Below are 20297 nucleotides of genomic sequence, written 5' to 3'. Positions count from 1 at the left end.
GAACCTTTTTCTTGGAAATATCTTTCTCAAAGAGAAAATCTGAAAATATGCTATAAGAAAAGAAAATGTTTAGCAATTCAGAAATCACTTGTTAATTTATCCGTGATATGTTAGATTTGCCAGCAAAACTATGACCATTTTGGAGGAAAGCAATATTTACATCCCCTTATTCAGGGCAGGATTTTCTATACAAGTATAGATGTCTTGCTGGAGTTGGATCATGGAACCCAAGCGGTTATTGAGATTTAGAACTATCATCAGAATTTTTTCATTAGACTTGTTCGGTAACCATAAAGTACTATACTATTCATGAACAAGATCCAGAAAAAGTAGCCTTATTTCTGAAAAATTTTAATAGTTTAAAGTACCTAGCACCTGTTTATATTGATGAAACAGGATTCGATACTTATTTTTATCGAGAGTATGGTCGCTCTTTAAAAGGTCAGATAATAAGAGGTAAAGTATCTGGAAGAAGATATCAGAGGATTTCTTTGGTTGCAGGGCTCACAAATGGTGAGTTAATCGCTCCAATGACCTACGAAGAGAGGATGACGAGCGACTTTTTTGAAGCTTGGTTTCAGAAGTTTCTCTTACCAACATTAAATACACCCTCAGTTATTATTATGGATAATGTAAGATTCCATAGAATGGATAAGATAGAACTCTTGTGTGAAGAGTTTGGGCATAAACTTTTACCTCTTCCTCTCTACTCACCTGAGTACAATCCTATTGAGAAGACATGGGCTCATATCAAAAAGCACCTCAAAAAGGTATTACCAACTTGCAGTACTTTTTACGAGGTGCTTTTGTCTTGTTCTTGTTTCAGTTTGTTATAAACGCCTAAGATAAGAGCTATACTAGGTAAATAAAAATCTCTATACTATCTGAAAGTGAAGATTACTCACTGTGAGATAGTATAGAGTCTTTTTGTTGTGTTAAATTATCCTACCCATTCACCATTGTCATTGACACGGTAGCCGTCAGGTGTAGTCGTATTGATTGAGAGTGCACCAGAACTATAGGCATAGTACCATTTGCCAGATACTTTCATCCAGCCTGTTTTCATAGCACCTGAGCTATCAAGATAATACCAGCTACCATTATCTTTGAGCCAACCAGTCTTCATAGCGCCTGAACCGTCGAGATAGTACCAAGTACCGTCTTTTACCCAGCCTGTTTGCATCCAACCAGAGTTGTCAAAGCGATACCAAGTTCTATTTATTTTTTCCCATCCATTACTCGTGTATGAGCCGTCATTGTGTTTAAACCACCAACGTCCGTTTGATTGAATCCAACTTCCGAAGTATTGAGAATGATTGAACCAACTTCTTAGTCGATTAAGAAATTCGGCAGGGTCATTGGTCTCATCGTCTAGTTTCTGACTTGAATTTGTATTTGCAGTTTTGGTTTTATGAGTTCCGATAGCCTTCAAGTCTTTGTCAAAAAGATTCGCCTTAGTCGCAAATGTTTGAATCTGAGAAGAATTTGTTTCTGTATATTGAATGGCCTTTCCATAACTACCAGCTAGTTCTTCAGAGCCACCAGATGCTGTTCCGAAACTTTGTGCAACGGTAATCCATCCATTTTGAGTGACAGGGTTTTCAAAGGCTGCAAGCCCCATATAGGTCAATTTTGGGTTAATTAAGGATTCGTAGTGTCCAGTTTGACCTGCAACACTGACACCACTACGAGATTTAACATAATCGGCTTTTTCATCATACCATTGCTGGATGGCCTTCATAAATCCATTGTAGTTCCAAGCCAAATTTTCTGAAAGGGAGAAATTTCCTGTAGGCCAAGCACTCCAAATGTCCTTACTAGACAAGCGTGTGTGATCAATGGTGATTGAAGCTTCTGCTGCACGAACGAAGGCTGTTTTTTCTAGTGCAGTTGACCATTTGATAGGAACGTAGCTAGTAACTAGGCCTTCATCTGCCGCCTCTTTTCGAATGGCATTGATACGGTCTAAAATAGCCTGCTTATCTGGCGTCAAGAAAGTCCCTTCAATTCCAACTAAGCTAGTACCGGCAGAAGTACTAGTTACCTCTGAGTTCAAGATATTGTAGGATTGACCATTGATTTCTTGAGTGGAAACCAACCTATCATTAGCGGCTACTGATTGTGATGTAAGAGTTCCAGCTCCTAACAAGGAAAGTACTAAAACTGTAGTAAGTGTGAACTTTTTAGTTTTATTGTTCATTTTGTGTCCTCCTATTTTTATTATAACATCTCTACTGGGCAGAGTAAACTAAAATTCGGTATAGCTAGGGACTAGATTTATTTTAAATTTAGATGTTTGCAAAAATTTTTCTTAAATTTGGTGTATAATATAAATAGATGATTTTAATGAAATCTACTCGACTTGTTCGATAACTATCTGAAGCGAGATTAGGTGTTCAGAAATTGAATTTTTAAGGTTCCCACTTAGTCATGCTTTTTAGGTTTCACATTTTTAAATAAGCTAAACACTCCATGATATCATATAAAATATAGTTTAGAGGATGTAGAACAAATCTTCCTTCATCAAGGAAGTTAAAGAACTCAATAACACAGGGATTCCATTCCCCTAGAAAGGTTAAATAAATGAAATCATATAAGAAATTTACGATTCTTGCTCTGGCTCTTCTTGGATTTACTAGCCAAACAGTTCTAGCTAATGATACTAGTCATTCTGAGAATAACTATATCGCTAGTTCAACTACTAGCTCTGCAAGTGATTCTCAAGCAGCTACAGAAAACCAGCCAACGACTCCTAGTTCGAGTAAGCAGGAGACAAAGCCAACTCTTCCTACTGAGTCTAAGCTACAAACTGGTTGGGTAAAAGAAGACGGGAAGTGGACTTATTATAGTCAAACGGGTGTCAAATTTACAGATACTCTTTATGAGGGCTACCTATTTGATAAGAATGGTTACTTACTTGAAAATAGCTGGTATCAGATGGCTAACAAGTGGTACTACGCCAATGGCTCAGGAAAATATTTGTCTAACCAATGGAGTCAAATCAATGGTAAATGGTATGCATTTGATCAAAATGGTACCATGATGGCTAATACCTGGAAGGGAAATTATTACCTGAAGTCCAGTGGGGCTATGGCAGATAAAGAATGGGTGTACGATCCGAGCTACTCTAGCTGGTTTTATCTCAAGTCAGGTGGGCACTATGCTGAACAGCAATGGGTTGGCTCTTACTATCTAAAATCTGGTGGCTACATGGCTCACAAAGAGTGGATTTATGATCAAGATTATAAAGCTTGGTATTATCTTAAAGAAGATGGCGTTTATGTCACTGGAACTTATACTATTGATGGAAGTAGTCATTTTTTCAAAGATAATGGTAAATGGGTGCAAGAACTTCCAAAAGGATTTGAAAAGGGGCGCTATAGTAAGACTATTTTCCTAGATCCTGGGCATGGTGGACGTGATTCGGGCGCTTACTATTATGGAATAGCTGAAAAAGATTTGAATCTACAGGTCTCTCGTAAATTACGGAAACGTTTAGAAGAACTTGGCTATACAGTTTTAACATCTCGTGATAGTGATGTGGATGTTGACTTTGTGACAGAGCGTTCTCGTATGGTAAATAAAACGAATGCAGACTTCTTTATTAGTATTCATTTTAACGCTACTGGGAATGACACAACACTGAATCTGGGAATACAGACTTATTCTTATAAGGAAGAAGTGGGTTATCCGAGCAAGATTAACCAGTACTGGCATAATAATCCAGACCGTATAAGTGAAAGTAATCGTTTGGCAGCTGACCTTCATTCATCTCTCTTGACTGAGACAGGAGCTAGAGATGCTGGGCTTTTGCAAGCCACCTTCGCTGTTCTTCGTGAGACTGCGAAACCTGCTGTGTTATTAGAGTTGGGTTATATGGATAATCCAGAAGAAAACCAACGAATCCGTAGTGATCAATACCAAAATAAGTTAGTTGAAGGTATTATTAAAGGAATTCAAAAATATTACGCTGGAAATTAAGAAACTAGATCAAACTAAGCTTTGGAGATTGTCCTAGGCTTAGTTTTTTATTGGTAAGGAACTGAAAATCAAGATAAGGAAGACTAAATCTTGTCAAATTAAAAAACTTTGTACTCTGGAAACCATCGTGTGGCTATCTAGAGTGCAAAGTTTTTTTGAGTTTCTAGTTAAAATGAAGACTGTATTCTTTATAATTACAAGGCTATTAAGGGAGCAGTGGACATTAAAATGATGATTTTGAGTTTTTGTTATTTTTGCTTTGGAGCAAGGTAACATAGTCACTTTTGGTGTGAAATAAGTGGGAAAGAAAAACAGTTCTTTGAGTCTGGTCGATAAAGTAAAGCAAGATATACTGACCGATAATTTTTCCTCGTGTTGGGTACTTACTGTTGATTTTTAGTCCTATTTTTTCATCTGCATCAAAGCCAGCTTCAGGAAAAGTTTCTAAACTTTTTAAGCCGTCTAAAATTTTGGCTACAGTATTCTTAGCCGACTGGGGTGATAAAAGAACAGTGCTGATGTAGTTATGGATACTGTCAATTGCCTGACTCACTTCAGTAGATAGAATCACTTTATAAATCATATCGTAGCCTCATGTCATCTAGGGAAGTTCCTTGTCCGGATTCATATTCTCTTAAGGCGCGTTCAGATTGGGCTTGTAGCTCCTGAATCAATCGTTCACGGTGTAAATCTTCTGCAGTTTTTATTGGCAAATCCTGTTCGAGAACAATCTGCTCGATAAAAAGACTAATAGCATCCGTCATAGTCATTCCTTTTTCCTTGATGATAGCTCTAGCTTGTTCCATTGATGACTCGTTGATTTTAAAATTGTATTGCTTAGTAAGTGATGTAGCCATGATATATCTCCAATCTATACGATATATAGCTAGTATATATCTTTTATATTTTTTAGGCAAGAAAAAACTCTATACTCTGGAAACCATTGTTTGGTTATTGAGAGTGCAAAGTTTTTTGAGTCTGGAATATGAAAACAGCAGTTGATTTCAAGAAACAAAAAAACAGCCGAAGCTGTCTTTTTATCATTATTTGAGACCGTATTTTTTGTTGAAACGATCCACGCGTCCATCTGCTTGAGTGAACTTTTGACGTCCAGTGTAGAATGGGTGTGAGTCTGATGAAATTTCCACACGGATCAATGGGTAAGTTTCGCCTTCGAACTCAACTGTTTCGTTAGAGCGTTTTGTTGAACCGCTAAGGAATTGGTAACCAGTAGTTGTGTCCATGAAGACAACTGGGCGATATTCTGGATGGATATCTTTTTTCATTTTGCAATATTTCCTTTCTGCCATGGTCTCTTTGCGAGCCATAGATTGTTACCATACTAGTCTATCAGATTCTAAAAAGTTTGGCAAGTATTTTATCAGTTTTTAAGCAAGTTTTTTAACTTTTGATAGATGATTTCGTTTTCTTCTATACTATAGGAATTAGCACCGCTTGCTAGAGGGTGGCCTCCACCATCATGTTCTTTGGCAATTTCATTGATAGGATGGATTTTACTGCGTAAGCGAACTCGGTAGTGGCCATCAGCCTGCTCTACAAAAATTCCCCAGATACTGACGCTGTCAATACGTCCAGGTGCACCGACAATGGTTGCAGTTTCAGCATCGGTAACATTGAATTGTTTCAAGACTTCTTGACTCAGGATAACGCGCGCCGCGCCATTTTCATCCACTTCCAGATGGTCGTAGATGTAGCCTTGAAGTTTAGCAATTTTGTAACTCATAGTGTCCATTTTGCGAGTGAGAGCCGCAAAGTCAAAGTTCTGTTCTCTCAAATAAGCAGCCAGACGAAGAGTCCGTGCAGTCGTAGAAGGATAAAGGAAACGACCTGTATCACCGATAATTCCTGCAAAGAGCAACTCAGCAGCGCAATCTGACAAGGACAGTTGAGTTATTTGGGCAAATAGGGTAATCATCTCACTAGCGCTACTTGAACTAGTGTCCACCCAAGATAGGTCACCATATACATCATCATTTGGATGGTGGTCAATCTTAATGAGAAAATCACCTTGAATATAGCGTTTATCATCAATACGAGCAGTATTCGCCGTATCACAGACGATGACCAGTGCACCTTGGTAGGCACTATCTTCAATAAGATCCATTTCAGCCATCCAAGTAAGAGTTGGTTCATCAAAACCAACTGCTTTGATGGTTTTTTCTGGGAAATGATGTTTGAGAAGAGCTTTCAAGCCCACCTGACTTCCCAAGGCATCAGGATCTGGTTTCATATGACGATGAATGATAATCGTGTCGTATTCTTTAATTTTTTCTAAAATTTGATGGCAAATGTCCATAAATAACCTCAATTCTTTCTCATTTCATTGTAGCACAAGAATTTTTATTTTTAAAATGAAAAAGATGTGATATAATGGAGAAAGATAAATTGAGGAGGACGATATGGCATTAGCAAAAATTGTATTTGCCAGTATGACCGGTAATACCGAAGAAATTGCAGATATTGTAGCAGACAAATTACGTGACTTGGGCTTGGATGTCGATGTTGATGAATGTACAACTGTTGACGCTTCAGACTTCTTGGAAGCAGACATCGCTATCGTTGCAACCTATACTTATGGTGATGGAGAATTGCCTGATGAGATGATGGACTTCTACGAAGACCTAGCTGACCTCAACTTGAATGGCAAAATCTACGGAGTGGTCGGATCAGGAGATACCTTCTACGATGAATTCTGTAAGGCTGTCGATGACTTTGACCGCGTTTTTGTAGCGACAGGAGCAGAGAAAGGTTCAGAGTGTGTTAAAGTTGATCTTTCTGCCGAGGAAGAAGATATTGAACGCTTGGAACAATTCGCAGAAGAATTGGCTGCTAAAGTAGGATAAGTATAAAACTGCGCTGATGTAATCAATCAGTGCAGTTTTTTATCGTGAGTTGAGATTTTACTAGCCTATTTGGTAGCTTTTTGATACAATAAATCAAATAAAGGAGGAGACTGTATGGATTTAGATAGTATTCGTCAAGAAATTGATCAAATCGACGACCAAATTGTCAAACTGTTAGAAGAAAGAATGCATTTAGTTGAAGGGGTTGTTGCTTATAAGAAGGCTTCAGGGAAACCGATTTTAGATACTAAGAGAGAAGAAGTTATTTTTGAAAAGGTTAGGAGTCGTGTAGAGGACAAGCGCTATCAGGAGACTATTGTCGCAACGTTTTCGGACATACTCAAACGTTCGCGTGATTATCAGGATCAAAATATCAAATGAAAAAAGAACAATTTTATCTGCTAGGGATTTTTCTAGCTGCTATGTTAGGCGGACTTGTCCGCTATCTAGTTTCCACTTGGTTACCAGCCAGTCCAGACTTTCCTTGGGGGACTCTCTTTGTCAACTATCTGGGAATTTTCTGCCTGGTTTATCTTGTCAAGGGTTATCTGGTTTATAAGGGTACTAGTAAGGGATTGGTTTTAGCGCTAGGGACGGGTTTTTGCGGAGGTTTAACAACCTTTTCTAGTCTCATGCTTGATGCTGTGAAACTGCTTGATACAGGGCGTTATCTTAGTTTAGTCCTGTATTTGCTTTTGAGCATCGGTGGCGGACTGCTTTTAGCTTACTATTTAGGGAGGAAAAAATGGTAATCGTCTATCTTGCAATTGCTTGTGGTTTCGGAGCTTTAGTGCGCTATTTCTTTTCCCGCTATAATCAAGCATCTAAATTGCCCCTCGGAACGCTCATAGCCAATCTTTTAGGTTGTTTTTTAATTGGATTATTCTACAATCATGTGGAGTCTAAGGAAGTCTATGCTATTCTAGCAACAGGATTTTGTGGTGGTTTAACGACTTTTTCGACCTTTAATGATGAACTCCAAAGACTGTTAAGTGATAAGAAGGTATTTTATTCTTATCTGGCTTTGACCTACCTAGGTGGTTTGGTTGCGATTTTTTTAGGAATTCTGTTGTAAATTTCTTTACTTTTTTGTGAAAATTTGGTAAACTGTATCTTGTGTGTAATGGACGCACAAAAATACAGTTTATCCGCTGAGGAAGATTCCTCAAGATTGACAAAGATAGGAGAATAAAATGAATCCATTAATCCAAAGCTTGACTGAAGGTCAACTTCGTACTGATATCCCATCATTCCGTCCTGGTGACACTGTTCGTGTACACGCGAAAGTTGTCGAAGGTAACCGTGAACGTATCCAGATTTTTGAAGGTGTTGTTATCGCACGTAAAGGTGCTGGTATCTCAGAAAACTACACAGTTCGTAAAATCTCTAACGGTGTAGGTGTTGAACGTATCTTCCCAATCCACACTCCACGTGTTGAAAAAATCGAAGTTGTACGTTACGGTAAAGTACGTCGTGCGAAATTGTACTACTTGCGTGCTCTTCAAGGTAAGGCAGCTCGTATCAAAGAAATCCGTCGTTAATTCGACTAAAAAACTCTGCTTTTCAGCAGAGTTTTTATCTAGCTCCCTTAGTTCAATGGATATAACAACTCCCTCCTAAGGAGTAGTTGCTGGTTCGATTCCGGCAGGGGGCAGTAATTAGACATCAAAGAAGTTTGTCAAAAAGTCCTTGATATTAAAAGAACGCATAATATAGGGGATTTATGTACTGACCCCCAAAAGTTAGATTTTTTCTGTCTAACTTTTGGGGTGCAGTTCATTATCTCCATAATATTATGCGTTTTATTATTGAAAAATTTGGGCAATCATCAGATAAAATTGAGACTATATCGAGTATATAAATGTTTGTATAATCAATTTATTCAAAATCGTCAAGTTCTAAATTATTTAAAGGACTATAACATTCATATTTCTTTAAGTAATTGTTTATTTCTTCAGCAGTAGAACAAGGTAAATTAACTCTTAAATAGTCAATATCTTCTTTAGATAAAAAATGATTTACATTCAAAATTGAGAAGCGAAATAATGCTTCATCAAAAGCAAAATCATAATCGTCATCAGATAATGATTCCATTAATGTTTGAATATGTTTTAGTGAGTAGTCAGGTATCGAATCGGGATAATATACTGGATAATCAGTGGCTGAAAAATTGTTTTCTAATCCTGAACTAGTAATTATCAAAGATTCTATGTAATATATTAAAGAATGTTTAATATTACCTTCTTGTTCCAAATGTCTTCCTTGAGCCTTTCGTGTGTTAGATAAACATCCAAAATCTCCTGATACAGTATTCCTATGAGCTTGTTTATTTAAAAGACTCCATTTTATATCACCAAAAGTTGCTTTAAAAGAGATATTATTTTTTTCTTTACAATAATCTTCCATAGTTATGTCTTTATCATAGTATGCTTTGATATAGTCACTATGTTCGATAATAAGATTTTGTGCTTCTTTTGTTAGTTTAAATTCGAACGGAATATCTAATTTGTCAACGTTGATATTATTAATTATTCTTGTAATTAATTCTGCTTTTTTTCCAGAAGTAGGTAAATTATGTTTAGATAATATAGTTTTTAATTCTACTACTTTAAGATATGATAAAGTCTTATTTTTAGTGAAGTATCCTAATTTGTATAATTGATTGTGTGTAGATTCAGGGTCAATTTGAAGAGAGTATTTAAAATATCTTGGGAAATTATAATTTCTCCCTGTTTTTTGAGTCCAATCTATGAGTATGAGTTGCCCAGGAGTAAGGCCGCACTCTAATTTGTTTAGGTAAAAATTGTTACAATCAGAATTTGTGTCTCTATTATGATTATTTTGTTTTAAATTAAATAGTTTGCTAAAAAAATTCATTGGATTATATTGCTAATCAATTCTTATTGAAAAATGATACTTTTACAGTACCCATGTACGGATAGCATGGGCTACGCCGGATTCATCGTTAGATTTAGTGATGTATTTGGCGATTTTTTTGATTTCTGGATTTCCGTTTTCCATGACTACAGGGTTGCCAACGACTTCCAGCATGGCACGATCATTTTCTTCGTCACCGATAGCCATGGTTTCATCTTTGGTCAATTCGAGTTTTTCAGCTAAATGAGTAATAGCTGAACCCTTATCTACATTCTTTTTAAGGAGTTCGAGGTAGAAAGGAGCAGATTTGTTAATAGAGTAGCGTTCGTAAAATTCTGCTGGAATTTTTTCAATGGCAGCATCGAGAATTTCTGGTTCATCGATAAACATACATTTAACGATTTCCTTGTCAGCCATTTCTTCAGGTGTGCGGTAGAAGATTGGCATGCTGACGAGGGTTGATTCGTGCACAGTGTATTTTCCGATATTGCGATTGGCAGTGTAGATACCGTCCTTGGTAATGGCATGCATGTGGACACCGAGCTTGCGACTGAGGAATTCCATATCCAGATAATCCTCATAAGACAAAGATTCGCTGATAATCTCATGGCCTGTAGCAGTTTCTTGGACAAGGGCACCATTGAAGGTCACGACATAGTCGCCTTCATCTCTCAACTGCAAGTCATCCAGAAGTTTGGCAACACCTGCGATAGGGCGGCCTGTTGTAATCACGACTTTGACACCAGCTTTTTTGGCATCTTGGATGGCAGAAAAGACTTCAGGAGTAATCTCCTTTTGGCTATTGACTAGGGTTCCGTCAATATCGACGGCGATTAGTTTAATACTCATAAATTTCCTCTTCTAGTTTTTATTTGGGGTAAAATGATCGTTCTCAATCAAGTGTAAAAATTGCTGGGTAATGCTTGCAAAGATGCTGTTTTGGTCCAACATTTCTTTCGGAAAATAGAAACGATTATCTCCGTGACGACTACCAGCAAGGGATTGGACGATAGGAGACAGGCTAGAGAGCTCTGCCAGTTGACCATTCTTTTGTAAAATCTCAATCTGTGTTCGTGGATTTTCAGATTCGGGACGATAGATATCATAAGGGAGGTCAAAGTTCTTATGAATGGCAGTATAGTAGTCGGGATCAAAGCCAATGTCCTCAACCAATTTTCTCATGCTGGCGAGCTGGTCTTGGTCTTCTTGTGAAAAAGTAATGGATTTAAAGACCTTGCGGTTGACAAAGCGTTGCGACAAGTCTGCAAGAATCTTATCAGGACTGGTCATCCAGAGCTGGAAGTAGGTATTCATCACACCATCATCCAGAGCTAGATAATCAGACAAGGTCACATTTTTTTCAAAGAAAGGTAGGAGGTGTGGAGAAGTTCGGGCAAAGAAGTCTTTTTCTTTAGGATAGAGTTCCTTGGCGCGTTTGAGGAGATTTTGCAGGAGAACTTCCATGGCGCGTGTTGCTGGGTGGAAATAAACCTGCATATACATCTGGTAGCGACTGAGGACGTAGTCTTCGATGGCATGCATGCCATTGCGCTGAAAGGCAATACCGTTTTCGACAGGACGAATGACTCGGAGAATTCGAGTTAGGTCAAATTCCCCATAAGATGCTCCTGTAAAATAGGAGTCGCGCAAGAGATAGTCCATGCGGTCTGCATCAATCTGACTGGAAATGAGTTGCACAACCTGCTTGTTAGGGTAGGTATGGTCTATGACACTGGCAACTTTTTCTGGGAAATCGGGCGCTACTTGTAGTAAGACTTGGTGAATCTCTGTCTCAGGACTTTGAATAATCTCCTGAGTAATGGCTTCGTGGTCTGTATCAAAGAGATGTTCAAAAGTATGGGAGTAGGCACCATGCCCAAGGTCATGTAGGAGAGCAGCTGTCATGGTCAAGAGAGACTCGGCAGGATTCCATTCCTCAGGATATTTTTCTTCGAAAATCTCTGTGATGCGTCGTGCAATTTCATAGACTCCTAGACAGTGAGAGAAGCGACTGTGTTCTCCACCGTGGAAGGTATAACTGGAAGTCCCCAGTTGCTTGATTCGACGCAAACGCTGAAATTCTTTTGTATTGATCAAGTCATAGATGATTTGATTATTGACATGGATGTAGTTGTGAACTGGGTCACGGAATACTTTTTCGTTCATATGACCATTATAGCAAAATCCTGCTCTTTTTGGTAAAATAGTAGGACAAGAGACAAGAAAGAGGACTTGATGTGAAGATTCGGATGCGAAATAGGATTCAGTTTGATGAGCAGTTGGAAGTGATTGACCAGCTTTATGATGTGGAAGTGCATGAAAAAGGAGATTATAGCTACCTGCTTTTCTATAATGAGGAAAAGGAAAAAGTGGTTATTAAATTTCATGGTCAAGAACTGGTGATGAGTCGATTTTCCAATCCCAAGACCATTATGCGCTTTTTAAAGGATAGTGATAGTTTAGCCTATATTCCGACACCTATGGGCATGCAGGAGTTTATCATCCAAACGAGCCGTTATGAAGTTGATGGGCAAAAGATTCATTTAGATTATCAACTACAAAATCAAGAGGGACAACCCTTTGCCAGCTATCAATTGGAAATTACTTGGGGCTAGTCTCTTGTCTTGTTCAAATTTAGCTAGCTATCTTCTCGGATTAGCCTGCTAATGTGGTAGATTAGGCTAATTTTTGGTATAATAAAAGTTATGGAAATTGAAAAAACCAATCGTATGAATGCGCTCTTTGAATTTTATGCAGCGCTTTTGACAGATAAGCAAATGAATTATATCGAGCTCTACTACGCTGATGATTACAGCCTTGCTGAGATTGCCGAGGAGTTTGGTGTCAGTCGTCAGGCTGTCTATGATAATATCAAGCGGACAGAAAAGATTCTGGAAGATTATGAGATGAAATTGCACATGTACTCGGACTACATTGTCCGCAGTCAGATTTTTGACCAGATTTTGGAGCGCTATCCCAAGGATGACTTTTTGCAGGAGCAGATAGAAATTTTAACAAGCATTGATAATAGAGAATAAGAGGAAGAAAAATGGCATTTGAAAGTTTAACAGAACGTTTGCAAAACGTCTTTAAAAATCTACGTAAAAAAGGAAAAATCTCTGAATCTGATGTCCAAGAGGCAACCAAAGAAATTCGCTTGGCCTTGCTTGAGGCCGACGTTGCCTTGCCTGTTGTAAAGGACTTTATCAAGAAAGTTCGTGAGCGTGCAGTCGGGCATGAGGTCATTGATACCCTTAATCCTGCTCAACAGATTATTAAAATTGTAGATGAGGAACTGACAGCTGTTTTAGGTTCTGATACGGCAGAAATTATCAAGTCACCTAAGATTCCTACCATCATCATGATGGTTGGTTTGCAGGGGGCTGGTAAAACAACCTTTGCAGGTAAATTGGCTAACAAACTCAAGAAAGAAGAAAATGCCCGTCCCTTGATGATTGCGGCGGATATTTATCGCCCTGCTGCTATTGATCAGCTTAAGACCTTGGGACAACAGATTGATGTGCCTGTCTTCGCTCTTGGAACAGAGGTTCCAGCTGTGGAGATTGTACGTCAAGGTTTGGAACAAGCCCAAGCTAATCATAATGACTATGTCTTGATTGATACGGCAGGTCGTTTGCAGATTGATGAGCTTCTGATGAATGAGCTTCGCGATGTGAAAACACTAGCTCAACCAAATGAAATTTTGCTCGTCGTTGATGCCATGATTGGTCAAGAAGCGGCCAATGTTGCGCGTGAGTTTAATGCTCAGTTGGAAGTGACTGGGGTCATCCTTACCAAGATTGATGGGGACACTCGTGGTGGTGCTGCTCTATCTGTTCGTCATATTACTGGAAAACCAATCAAGTTCACTGGTACAGGTGAAAAGATTACGGACATTGAAACCTTCCACCCAGATCGCATGTCTAGCCGTATCCTTGGTATGGGGGATATGCTCACTTTGATTGAGAAAGCTTCTCAAGAATACGATGAGCAAAAAGCCCTTGAAATGGCTGAGAAGATGCGTGAAAACACCTTTGATTTCAATGATTTCATCGATCAATTGGATCAGGTGCAAAACATGGGGCCAATGGAAGACTTGCTCAAGATGATTCCAGGTATGGCCAACAATCCAGCCCTTCAAAACATGAAGGTAGATGAGCGCCAGATTGCGCGCAAACGTGCCATTGTGTCTTCCATGACACCTGAAGAACGTGAAAATCCAGATTTGTTAAATCCGAGCCGTCGCCGTCGTATCGCAGCTGGTTCTGGAAATACCTTTGTCGAAGTTAATAAATTCATCAAAGACTTTAACCAGGCTAAACAGCTCATGCAGGGAGTCATGTCTGGTGATATGAACAAGATGATGAAGCAGATGGGAATCAATCCAAACAACCTTCCAAAAAATATGCCAAATATGGGAGGAATGGATATGTCTGCCCTTGAAGGAATGATGGGACAAGGCGGTATGCCTGACCTGTCAGCTCTCGGAGGGGCAGGAATGCCAGATATGAGCCAAATGTTTGGTGGCGGACTAAAAGGTAAAATCGGTGAATTTGCCATGAAACAGTCTATGAAACGCATGGCTAACAAAATGAAAAAAGCGAAGAAGAAACGTAAGTAAGACAAGAGATTGATGCAAATCTCATTTGATGAGAAAATGAAGTAAAAATTTCTATGATAAAACGTATAGTATCAAGGTTTTAGAATACCTGATATTATACGTTTTTTGATTTTAACAATTTACAGATATTTGTATTATAGTGTACGAAAAAATCCACTCAGTTGTCTGAGCGGATTTGGTGTTTAGACATTTAATCTTTATTTTCGTATGGTAAGATCAAGTTCAAGATGATTCCTGTCATAGCTGATAGGGCAGTACCTGAAAGGGTAACTGGACCAAGTTTAAGGATAGCTCCTCCAAGTCCAAGGACCAACATAGCACTTGCGATGATCAGGTTTCGCATTTGAGCGAAATCAACACGTTCTTTAATCAAAACTTTCAAACCGTTGCTGGCGATAACTCCGTAGAGAAGGATTGACATACCACCAAGTACAGCATTTGGAATGGTTGAAATCAAGGCAGTGAATTTACCAAGGAAGCTAAGGGCAATCGCGATGAAGGCAGCGTTACGGATAACTGAGACAGAAGCGATACGAGTCATACCGATAACCCCAGTATTTTCTCCGTAAGTTGTATTGGCTGGTCCACCAAGGAAGGCAGAAACAGAAGTTGCGATACCGTCACCAAGAAGAGTACGGTGAAGACCTGGTTCTTTCAAGAATTGACGGCCACAGATTTGACCCAAAACAGTATGGTCTCCGATATGTTCAGAAATTGTTACGATAGCAATTGGTAAGATGGCGATGGTTTCTGGCCCAAAGTAAAGATTGTACTCTTTAAAGGCACCACCTGTGCTAAATGGCAAGTAGAAACCAGGAATCTCGAACCAGTTAGCTTTAAGAACTGGTGTAAAATCAACCAAGCCAAGAGTTAGTGCGAAGAGGTAACCACCGATAATGGCAAAGAGGAAAGGAATGATTCGTAGGAAGCCTTTTCCTTTTGTATTGATAAAGGCAGCAATCAAGAACGTAACAACGGCTACAAGAGCATTTTTCCAATTTCCGTCTGCTACAAGACCTGCATTGGTAACAGCTGAACCTGCAAGTCCAAGACCGATAACGATGATCATAGGACCGATAATGATTGGTGGCAAGAGTTTATCAATCCATTTTGTTCCTACAAATCGGATGCTGGTAGCAACAAGGACATATACCAAACCAGTCAAGATAACCCCTGTTTGAGCAGCAGATACATCACCACCCATTTCTTTCATAGCAAGTGACATTGCTGTGATAAAGGCAAATGAAGAACCTAGATAAACTGGAACTTTAAAACCAGTAGCAATCATGTAGATGAGTGTTCCAACACCTGAAGCAAAAAGGGCAACAGATACAGGCATTCCCAAAATCAATGGTACCAAGATGGTCGCTCCAAACATGGCGAAAACGTGTTGGAAACTAAGGAGAATTCCTTTTCCAGCTGAAGGACGTTGGTCAACGTCTAGTAACAAATCAACAGTTGATTCTTGTTTCATATAAACCTCACTTTTGGGCATCAAAAAAGAGCCCATTATTTTACAGCAATAGGCCCTCAGAGTAAGACTTCTCTAAAATCTAGACTTTAAAGAGTTTTAAATATTTCTGCGTCTTCGTCACCTCACGGGATGACATTAAAAACCTTTGCTTGTGATAGTATAGCAAAAATTACAAACTTTGTAAATATTTTTTTACTAAAAAGATTAAAGTGGGCGTTTATTGGGCATGCCAGCCTTACGTGGATATTTATTTGGTGTTTCCTTTTTCTTTTCTACCACTGTGATGTAGCGCGGATCTCCATTAGGTAGAGCGTAGCTGAGATTGTCTTCGACCTTACTAAAAAGGAGGTTGAGGGCATTCTTAGCTTCTAACAACTCCTCAGGCGCATTGCTGGCCTTGAGTGCCAATAGTTTCCCGCCAACTTTAAGGTAGGGAATAGTCAATTCAGACAAGACCTGCATACGGGCTACAGCACGAGCTGTTACAAAATCATATTGAGCACGGAAGTTTTTGTCTTGGGCAAAATCTTCGGCACGTCCATGGTAGAAATGAACACCGTCCAAATCCAGTTCTTGAGCCAACAGTTGGAGGAAGTTGATGCGCTTATTGAGTGAATCAATGATAGTCACATCTAGCTGAGGATAGAGGATTTTCATCGGCAGACTAGGAAATCCTGCCCCAGCTCCGATATCAAGAAGTTTGATAGTTTCATTGGGAATCAAACCTTGAAGAATGGGTGCAATCGAATCGTAAAAATGTTTGAGATAAACTTCTTCCTTATCCGTAATGGCTGTTAAATTAATCTTTTCATTCCACTCGACTAAGAGCTCAAAATAACGTTCAAATTGTTTTTTTTGCTGGTCAGAAAGTGGAAGATTTTGCTCGGCAAGCAAGTTGTAAAATGTTTCTGGTTTCATAGTTATTTCCTTCTTTAGTATCATCTTATTTTACCACAATCATTAAAAATTTGATATACTGGTACTAATCTAAAAGCAGAAAGGACTTATATAATGACTTGGATTATTCTTGGAGTTTTAGCTCTTATTGTTATTTTTGTGATTGTTAGCTATAACGGTTTGGTTAAAAATCGTATGCAAACAAAGGAGGCTTGGAGTCAGATTGATGTTCAGTTGAAACGTCGAAATGATCTCTTGCCAAACTTGATTGAGACTGTAAAAGGTTATGCCAAATATGAAGGTTCTACCCTTGAAAAGGTGGCAGAACTGCGTAACCAAGTGGCGGCAGCGACTTCACCAGCAGAAGCTATGAAAGCTAGTGATGCCCTTACTCGTCAGGTTTCAGGTATTTTTGCAGTTGCAGAAAGCTATCCAGATTTGAAAGCTAGTGCCAACTTTGTTAAATTGCAAGAGGAGTTGACAAACACGGAAAATAAAATTTCTTACTCTCGTCAACTCTATAACAGTGTTGTCAGCAACTACAATGTAAAATTAGAAACTTTCCCAAGCAATATTATCGCTGGAATGTTTGGATTTAAAGCAGCAGATTTCCTTCAAACACCAGAAGAGGAAAAGGCAGTTCCTAAAGTTGATTTTAGCGGTTTAGGTGACTAAGATGTTGTTTGATCAAATTGCAAGCAATAAACGAAAAACGTGGATTTTGTTGCTGGTATTTTTCCTACTCTTAGCTCTTGTTGGCTATGCGGTTGGTTACCTCTTTATGCGGTCTGGGATTGGTGGTTTGGTTATCGCACTGATTATCGGCTTTATCTATGCCTTGTCCATGATTTTTCAATCGACAGAGATTGTCATGTCCATGAATGGAGCGCGTGAGGTGGATGAACAAACGGCACCAGACCTCTACCATGTAGTGGAAGATATGGCTATGGTCGCTCAGATTCCTATGCCCCGTGTTTTCATCATTGATGATCCAGCCTTAAATGCCTTTGCGACAGGTTCTAATCCTCAAAATGCGGCTGTTGCTGCGACGTCAGGTCTATTAGCTATCATGAATCGTGAGGAGCTAGAAGCTGTTATGGGACATGAAGTCAGTCATATCCGTAATTACGATATCCGTATTTCGACTATTGCCGTCGCCCTTGCTAGTGCTATCACCATGCTTTCTAGTATGGCTGGTCGTATGATGTGGTGGGGTGGCGCAGGTCGCAGACGAAGTGACGATGACAGAGAAGGAAATGGCTTAGAAATCATTATGCTCGTGGTTTCCCTACTAGCTATCGTGTTGGCTCCCCTCGCTGCAACTTTGGTGCAACTAGCTATTTCTCGTCAGAGGGAATTCCTAGCTGATGCTTCCAGTGTTGAGTTGACGCGCAATCCTCAAGGAATGATTAATGCCCTACGTAAGTTAGACAATAGTAAACCCATGAGTCGTCCTGTCGATGATGCCAGCAGTGCACTTTATATCAATGATCCTAAGAAAGGTGGAGGGTTCCAAAAACTCTTTTATACCCACCCACCTATCTCAGAACGGATCGAACGTTTGAAACAGATGTAAAAGAATCCAGAGGTCGTCTCTGGATTTTTGCTATGTTGCAAATTTATAAATCGTCTAAATTAACTAGCTCCAAACCGTGTTCTGTCAAGCGGTAGATGCTTGAACAGACCTCTTTTAAGAAACGACGGTCATGCGAAACAGTGATGAGACCGCCCGGATAGGTTGCAAAGAGTTTCCTGATGTGGGGTTGAGAAGTGGGAGAAAAGTTTCGTGTAGGTTCATCCAACAGGAGAAAGTTTGGTTTGCACAAGACTAAATCCAAAAGCAGGAGTTTACCCTGTTGTCCGCCAGATAAGGAGCGAATTTGATGCTGCATTTCTGGATAACTGAAATTGAGACTGGCTAGGTGAGATTGGATTTTTTGTAGTTCCTCTTTTTCCCCAGTTTTGCTGAGATAGGCTATTGGTGATAAATCTAATTGTAGTTTTTTATGGTAATCTTGTGGCATAAAACCAAGTAAAATCTCTCTTTTATCATTCAGAAGTTGCTGTAATTTGGCTAACAGAGTTGATTTCCCAACACCATTTGGGCCGATGATACCAATTTTTTCTTGGCCACGGACAGTTAATTGTAGTTCTTGCACCAAAATTCGGTCGCCAATGGATAAATTTTCTTTTTCCAGTTGGATTAAGACTTTAGAAGCAGGTAATGGCTGTATATCTGAGAAGAAAAGTCTGATTTCTTCCTCTTCAAGTGGCTTTTGGGTCATGGACTGAGCTGCCTTTTCGTAGCGTTTTTCTTGAGAGAGGATATTTTTCATCTTTTTAGCCAATAGGCGACCGGTAGTACTGTCTTTGGTAGCTCGAAGCGCAGTTTCTACATTTTGCTTGACTCGCCGATGTTTTTCCATGGTTTTATCATAGGCTCTTTGGTCGTTAGCAGCTTGTTGGCTTTGTTTGGTAAAATTAGCCTTTCTCTGGTCGCTATAGCTATCATAGTCTAAATACTCTACTAGCGTTTCTGCTTCTTTACGGTGCTTGACCAGTCGCAAGTGAACAATAGTGTCTGCCGTTTCAGAAAGAAAGTCTTCATCATGGGAAATGAAAATAACAGTTTGCCGAATTTTTCGAATCTGACCTTTTAGCCAATCAACCGTCTTAAGGTCCAGATCATTTGAAGGTTCATCTAAAAATAGAATCTCAAAGGGTTTGGCTAACTCATGGATGAGCTGAATTTTCAAAGCTTCGCCCCCTGATAGACTGCCAATTTCTTGGTTGCTAGCGAAACGGTCGCTATCAAAATGCAATTCCTCAGCCAAACGATAGAGGATACTGTAGTCTAAATCAGTAAAATCCAAAAAGAAGTAGTCGTGTAGACTTTTCTTTTTCAGCTCTTCGGGGAGTTTTTGAGGAATGTAAGCGAGTGACTGATAGTCAGACTGGATGTCACCCCTGATAGTGAAATCAGGCAAAGATTCCCCCATTAAAGTTTTAAGCAAGGTTGATTTACCATTTCCTTCTTCGCCGATGATAGCTACCTTTTCCCCGTCTTGGATGATCATGCTGAGGTCAGAGACAAGGTCTCGTAAATTTTTGTTCTGTGTGATGGTCAGGTGATTGATTTTTATCATATGATTACCCTTTCTAGAATGTTGATAGTGCATAACAAAAAGCTCTACTTTACCTAGTAGAGCCAAAGTCTATGTCAAAAAAACTCTATCAATACTCTTCGAAAATCTCTTCAAACCACGTCAGCGTCGCCTTACCGTAGATATATGTAACTGACTTCGTCAGTCTTATCTACAACCTCAAAGCAGTGCTTTGAGCAACCTGTAGCTCGCTTCCTAGTTTGCTCTTTGATTTTCATTGAGTATAAAATGCCAGAAAAAGAGCATAAGAGCACACAAAAAGAGACAAAAACAAGATCTACTAAATAAAGGTTCTTTATTTGATAGACTTAGTTGTTCATGTCTCCCTTACCTCCGAGTATTAGTACCTCTATCCTATACCTTTCAGGAAATTTTGTCAACAGAAAACTGGAAATTCTATGCTCTAAAATCCAAAAACA

Annotated in this window: 22 protein-coding genes, 1 tRNA gene and 1 pseudogene; 13 read left to right on the top strand and 11 right to left on the bottom strand. The window is 39.2% G+C overall.

Features of this window, described 5'->3' with window-relative positions; translation table 11 throughout:
* Positions 1-293: 293 nt before the first annotated feature.
* Positions 294-836, top strand: a pseudogene (locus OVN23_RS00940) (transposase); the annotation flags it as partial.
* Between the two features lie 104 nt (positions 837-940).
* Here the strand turns inward: OVN23_RS00940 and OVN23_RS00935 are convergent.
* Positions 941-2200: an N-acetylmuramoyl-L-alanine amidase family protein gene (locus OVN23_RS00935; RefSeq protein WP_267240165.1), complete on the bottom strand. Its 1260-nt coding sequence runs from the start codon at positions 2198-2200 to the stop codon at positions 941-943.
* 383 nt (positions 2201-2583) lie between these two features.
* On the opposite strand from OVN23_RS00935, the gene OVN23_RS00930 reads away from it, so the two are divergent.
* Positions 2584-3981 carry an N-acetylmuramoyl-L-alanine amidase gene (locus OVN23_RS00930; RefSeq protein WP_267240164.1) on the top strand — a complete coding sequence of 466 codons (1398 nt, stop codon included), beginning with the start codon at positions 2584-2586 and terminating at the stop codon, positions 3979-3981.
* Between the two features lie 223 nt (positions 3982-4204).
* Here OVN23_RS00930 and OVN23_RS00925 read toward each other — a convergent pair whose 3' ends face one another.
* The 4 genes from OVN23_RS00925 to OVN23_RS00910 form a co-directional block, all read right to left on the bottom strand.
* Positions 4205-4564, bottom strand: a complete 360-nt coding sequence (locus OVN23_RS00925) for a type II toxin-antitoxin system RelE/ParE family toxin (RefSeq protein WP_000639592.1) — start codon at positions 4562-4564, stop codon at positions 4205-4207.
* Positions 4554-4838 (bottom strand): type II toxin-antitoxin system RelB/DinJ family antitoxin, encoded by a 285-nt coding sequence (locus OVN23_RS00920; protein WP_000235835.1) that lies wholly within the window; start codon positions 4836-4838, stop codon positions 4554-4556. The genes OVN23_RS00925 and OVN23_RS00920 overlap by 11 nt, the downstream gene beginning before the upstream one ends.
* A gap of 186 nt (positions 4839-5024) precedes the next feature.
* Positions 5025-5267 carry a type B 50S ribosomal protein L31 gene (locus OVN23_RS00915; RefSeq protein ID WP_000710764.1) on the bottom strand — a complete coding sequence of 81 codons (243 nt, stop codon included), beginning with the start codon at positions 5265-5267 and terminating at the stop codon, positions 5025-5027.
* A 95-nt stretch (positions 5268-5362) separates the two neighbouring features.
* A complete protein-coding gene (locus tag OVN23_RS00910) occupies positions 5363-6298 on the bottom strand; it encodes a DHH family phosphoesterase (RefSeq protein WP_267240163.1) in 936 nt (311 codons plus the stop codon).
* Between the two features lie 103 nt (positions 6299-6401).
* Here OVN23_RS00910 and OVN23_RS00905 point away from each other — a divergent pair, with 103 nt between their 5' ends.
* From OVN23_RS00905 to OVN23_RS00880, 6 genes are all read left to right on the top strand, one after another.
* On the top strand, positions 6402-6845 hold the full coding sequence (locus OVN23_RS00905; protein WP_001162125.1) for a flavodoxin: 444 nt from the start codon (positions 6402-6404) through the stop codon (positions 6843-6845).
* A gap of 114 nt (positions 6846-6959) precedes the next feature.
* On the top strand, positions 6960-7226 hold the full coding sequence (locus OVN23_RS00900; RefSeq protein ID WP_049500393.1) for a chorismate mutase: 267 nt from the start codon (positions 6960-6962) through the stop codon (positions 7224-7226).
* Positions 7223-7597, top strand: coding sequence for a fluoride efflux transporter CrcB (gene crcB, locus OVN23_RS00895; protein ID WP_049500395.1), 375 nt, complete (start codon positions 7223-7225; stop codon positions 7595-7597). The genes OVN23_RS00900 and crcB (OVN23_RS00895) overlap by 4 nt, the downstream gene beginning before the upstream one ends.
* The gene (gene crcB, locus OVN23_RS00890; protein WP_237446804.1) at positions 7591-7920 is read left to right on the top strand and encodes a fluoride efflux transporter CrcB; all 330 of its coding nucleotides are present in this window, start codon (positions 7591-7593) and stop codon (positions 7918-7920) included. The genes crcB (OVN23_RS00895) and crcB (OVN23_RS00890) overlap by 7 nt, the downstream gene beginning before the upstream one ends.
* A gap of 118 nt (positions 7921-8038) precedes the next feature.
* Entirely contained in the window at positions 8039-8386 is a 348-nt protein-coding gene (gene rplS / locus OVN23_RS00885) for a 50S ribosomal protein L19 (protein WP_001068669.1), read from the top strand.
* Positions 8387-8427: 41 nt separating this feature from the next.
* A tRNA-Arg gene (locus tag OVN23_RS00880) sits at positions 8428-8499 on the top strand.
* Between the two features lie 224 nt (positions 8500-8723).
* Here the strand turns inward: OVN23_RS00880 and OVN23_RS00875 are convergent.
* Genes OVN23_RS00875 through OVN23_RS00865 form a run of 3 tightly spaced genes read right to left on the bottom strand, consistent with a single transcriptional unit; the run spans position 8724 to position 11888 of the window.
* The gene (locus OVN23_RS00875; RefSeq protein ID WP_262080104.1) at positions 8724-9722 is read right to left on the bottom strand and encodes an SAP domain-containing protein; all 999 of its coding nucleotides are present in this window, start codon (positions 9720-9722) and stop codon (positions 8724-8726) included.
* Between the two features lie 42 nt (positions 9723-9764).
* Complete coding sequence (gene yidA / locus OVN23_RS00870; RefSeq protein WP_267240158.1) at positions 9765-10571, bottom strand: sugar-phosphatase; 807 nt, start codon at positions 10569-10571, stop codon at positions 9765-9767.
* Positions 10572-10583: 12 nt separating this feature from the next.
* Entirely contained in the window at positions 10584-11888 is a 1305-nt protein-coding gene (locus OVN23_RS00865; protein WP_173219064.1) for an HD domain-containing protein, read from the bottom strand.
* Between the two features lie 71 nt (positions 11889-11959).
* Between OVN23_RS00865 and OVN23_RS00860 the strand changes: the two genes are divergently transcribed.
* From OVN23_RS00860 to ffh, 3 genes are all read left to right on the top strand, one after another.
* Positions 11960-12337: a DUF1934 domain-containing protein gene (locus OVN23_RS00860; RefSeq protein ID WP_218764602.1), complete on the top strand. Its 378-nt coding sequence runs from the start codon at positions 11960-11962 to the stop codon at positions 12335-12337.
* A gap of 90 nt (positions 12338-12427) precedes the next feature.
* Positions 12428-12760 (top strand): putative DNA-binding protein, encoded by a 333-nt coding sequence (locus OVN23_RS00855; RefSeq protein ID WP_000402066.1) that lies wholly within the window; start codon positions 12428-12430, stop codon positions 12758-12760.
* A gap of 11 nt (positions 12761-12771) precedes the next feature.
* Positions 12772-14343 (top strand): signal recognition particle protein, encoded by a 1572-nt coding sequence (ffh, locus tag OVN23_RS00850; protein WP_112445211.1) that lies wholly within the window; start codon positions 12772-12774, stop codon positions 14341-14343.
* Positions 14344-14533: 190 nt separating this feature from the next.
* Here ffh and OVN23_RS00845 read toward each other — a convergent pair whose 3' ends face one another.
* Both OVN23_RS00845 and rsmG read right to left on the bottom strand, forming a co-directional pair.
* Positions 14534-15817 carry a uracil-xanthine permease family protein gene (locus tag OVN23_RS00845; RefSeq protein ID WP_173214156.1) on the bottom strand — a complete coding sequence of 428 codons (1284 nt, stop codon included), beginning with the start codon at positions 15815-15817 and terminating at the stop codon, positions 14534-14536.
* Between the two features lie 204 nt (positions 15818-16021).
* Positions 16022-16735 (bottom strand): 16S rRNA (guanine(527)-N(7))-methyltransferase RsmG, encoded by a 714-nt coding sequence (gene rsmG / locus OVN23_RS00840; protein WP_112445207.1) that lies wholly within the window; start codon positions 16733-16735, stop codon positions 16022-16024.
* Between the two features lie 93 nt (positions 16736-16828).
* Here rsmG and OVN23_RS00835 point away from each other — a divergent pair, with 93 nt between their 5' ends.
* Positions 16829-17389, top strand: a complete 561-nt coding sequence (locus OVN23_RS00835) for a LemA family protein (RefSeq protein WP_000219833.1) — start codon at positions 16829-16831, stop codon at positions 17387-17389.
* A 1-nt stretch (position 17390) separates the two neighbouring features.
* On the top strand, positions 17391-18290 hold the full coding sequence (gene htpX / locus OVN23_RS00830; protein ID WP_000895740.1) for a zinc metalloprotease HtpX: 900 nt from the start codon (positions 17391-17393) through the stop codon (positions 18288-18290).
* A gap of 43 nt (positions 18291-18333) precedes the next feature.
* Here htpX and OVN23_RS00825 read toward each other — a convergent pair whose 3' ends face one another.
* A complete protein-coding gene (locus tag OVN23_RS00825) occupies positions 18334-19893 on the bottom strand; it encodes an ATP-binding cassette domain-containing protein (protein ID WP_267240157.1) in 1560 nt (519 codons plus the stop codon).
* Positions 19894-20297 lie beyond the last annotated feature (404 nt).

Source organism: Streptococcus sp. Marseille-Q6488 (assembly GCF_946902925.1).
Lineage (GTDB): Bacteria > Bacillota > Bacilli > Lactobacillales > Streptococcaceae > Streptococcus.
This window is presented reverse-complemented; position numbering and strand designations above follow the sequence as displayed.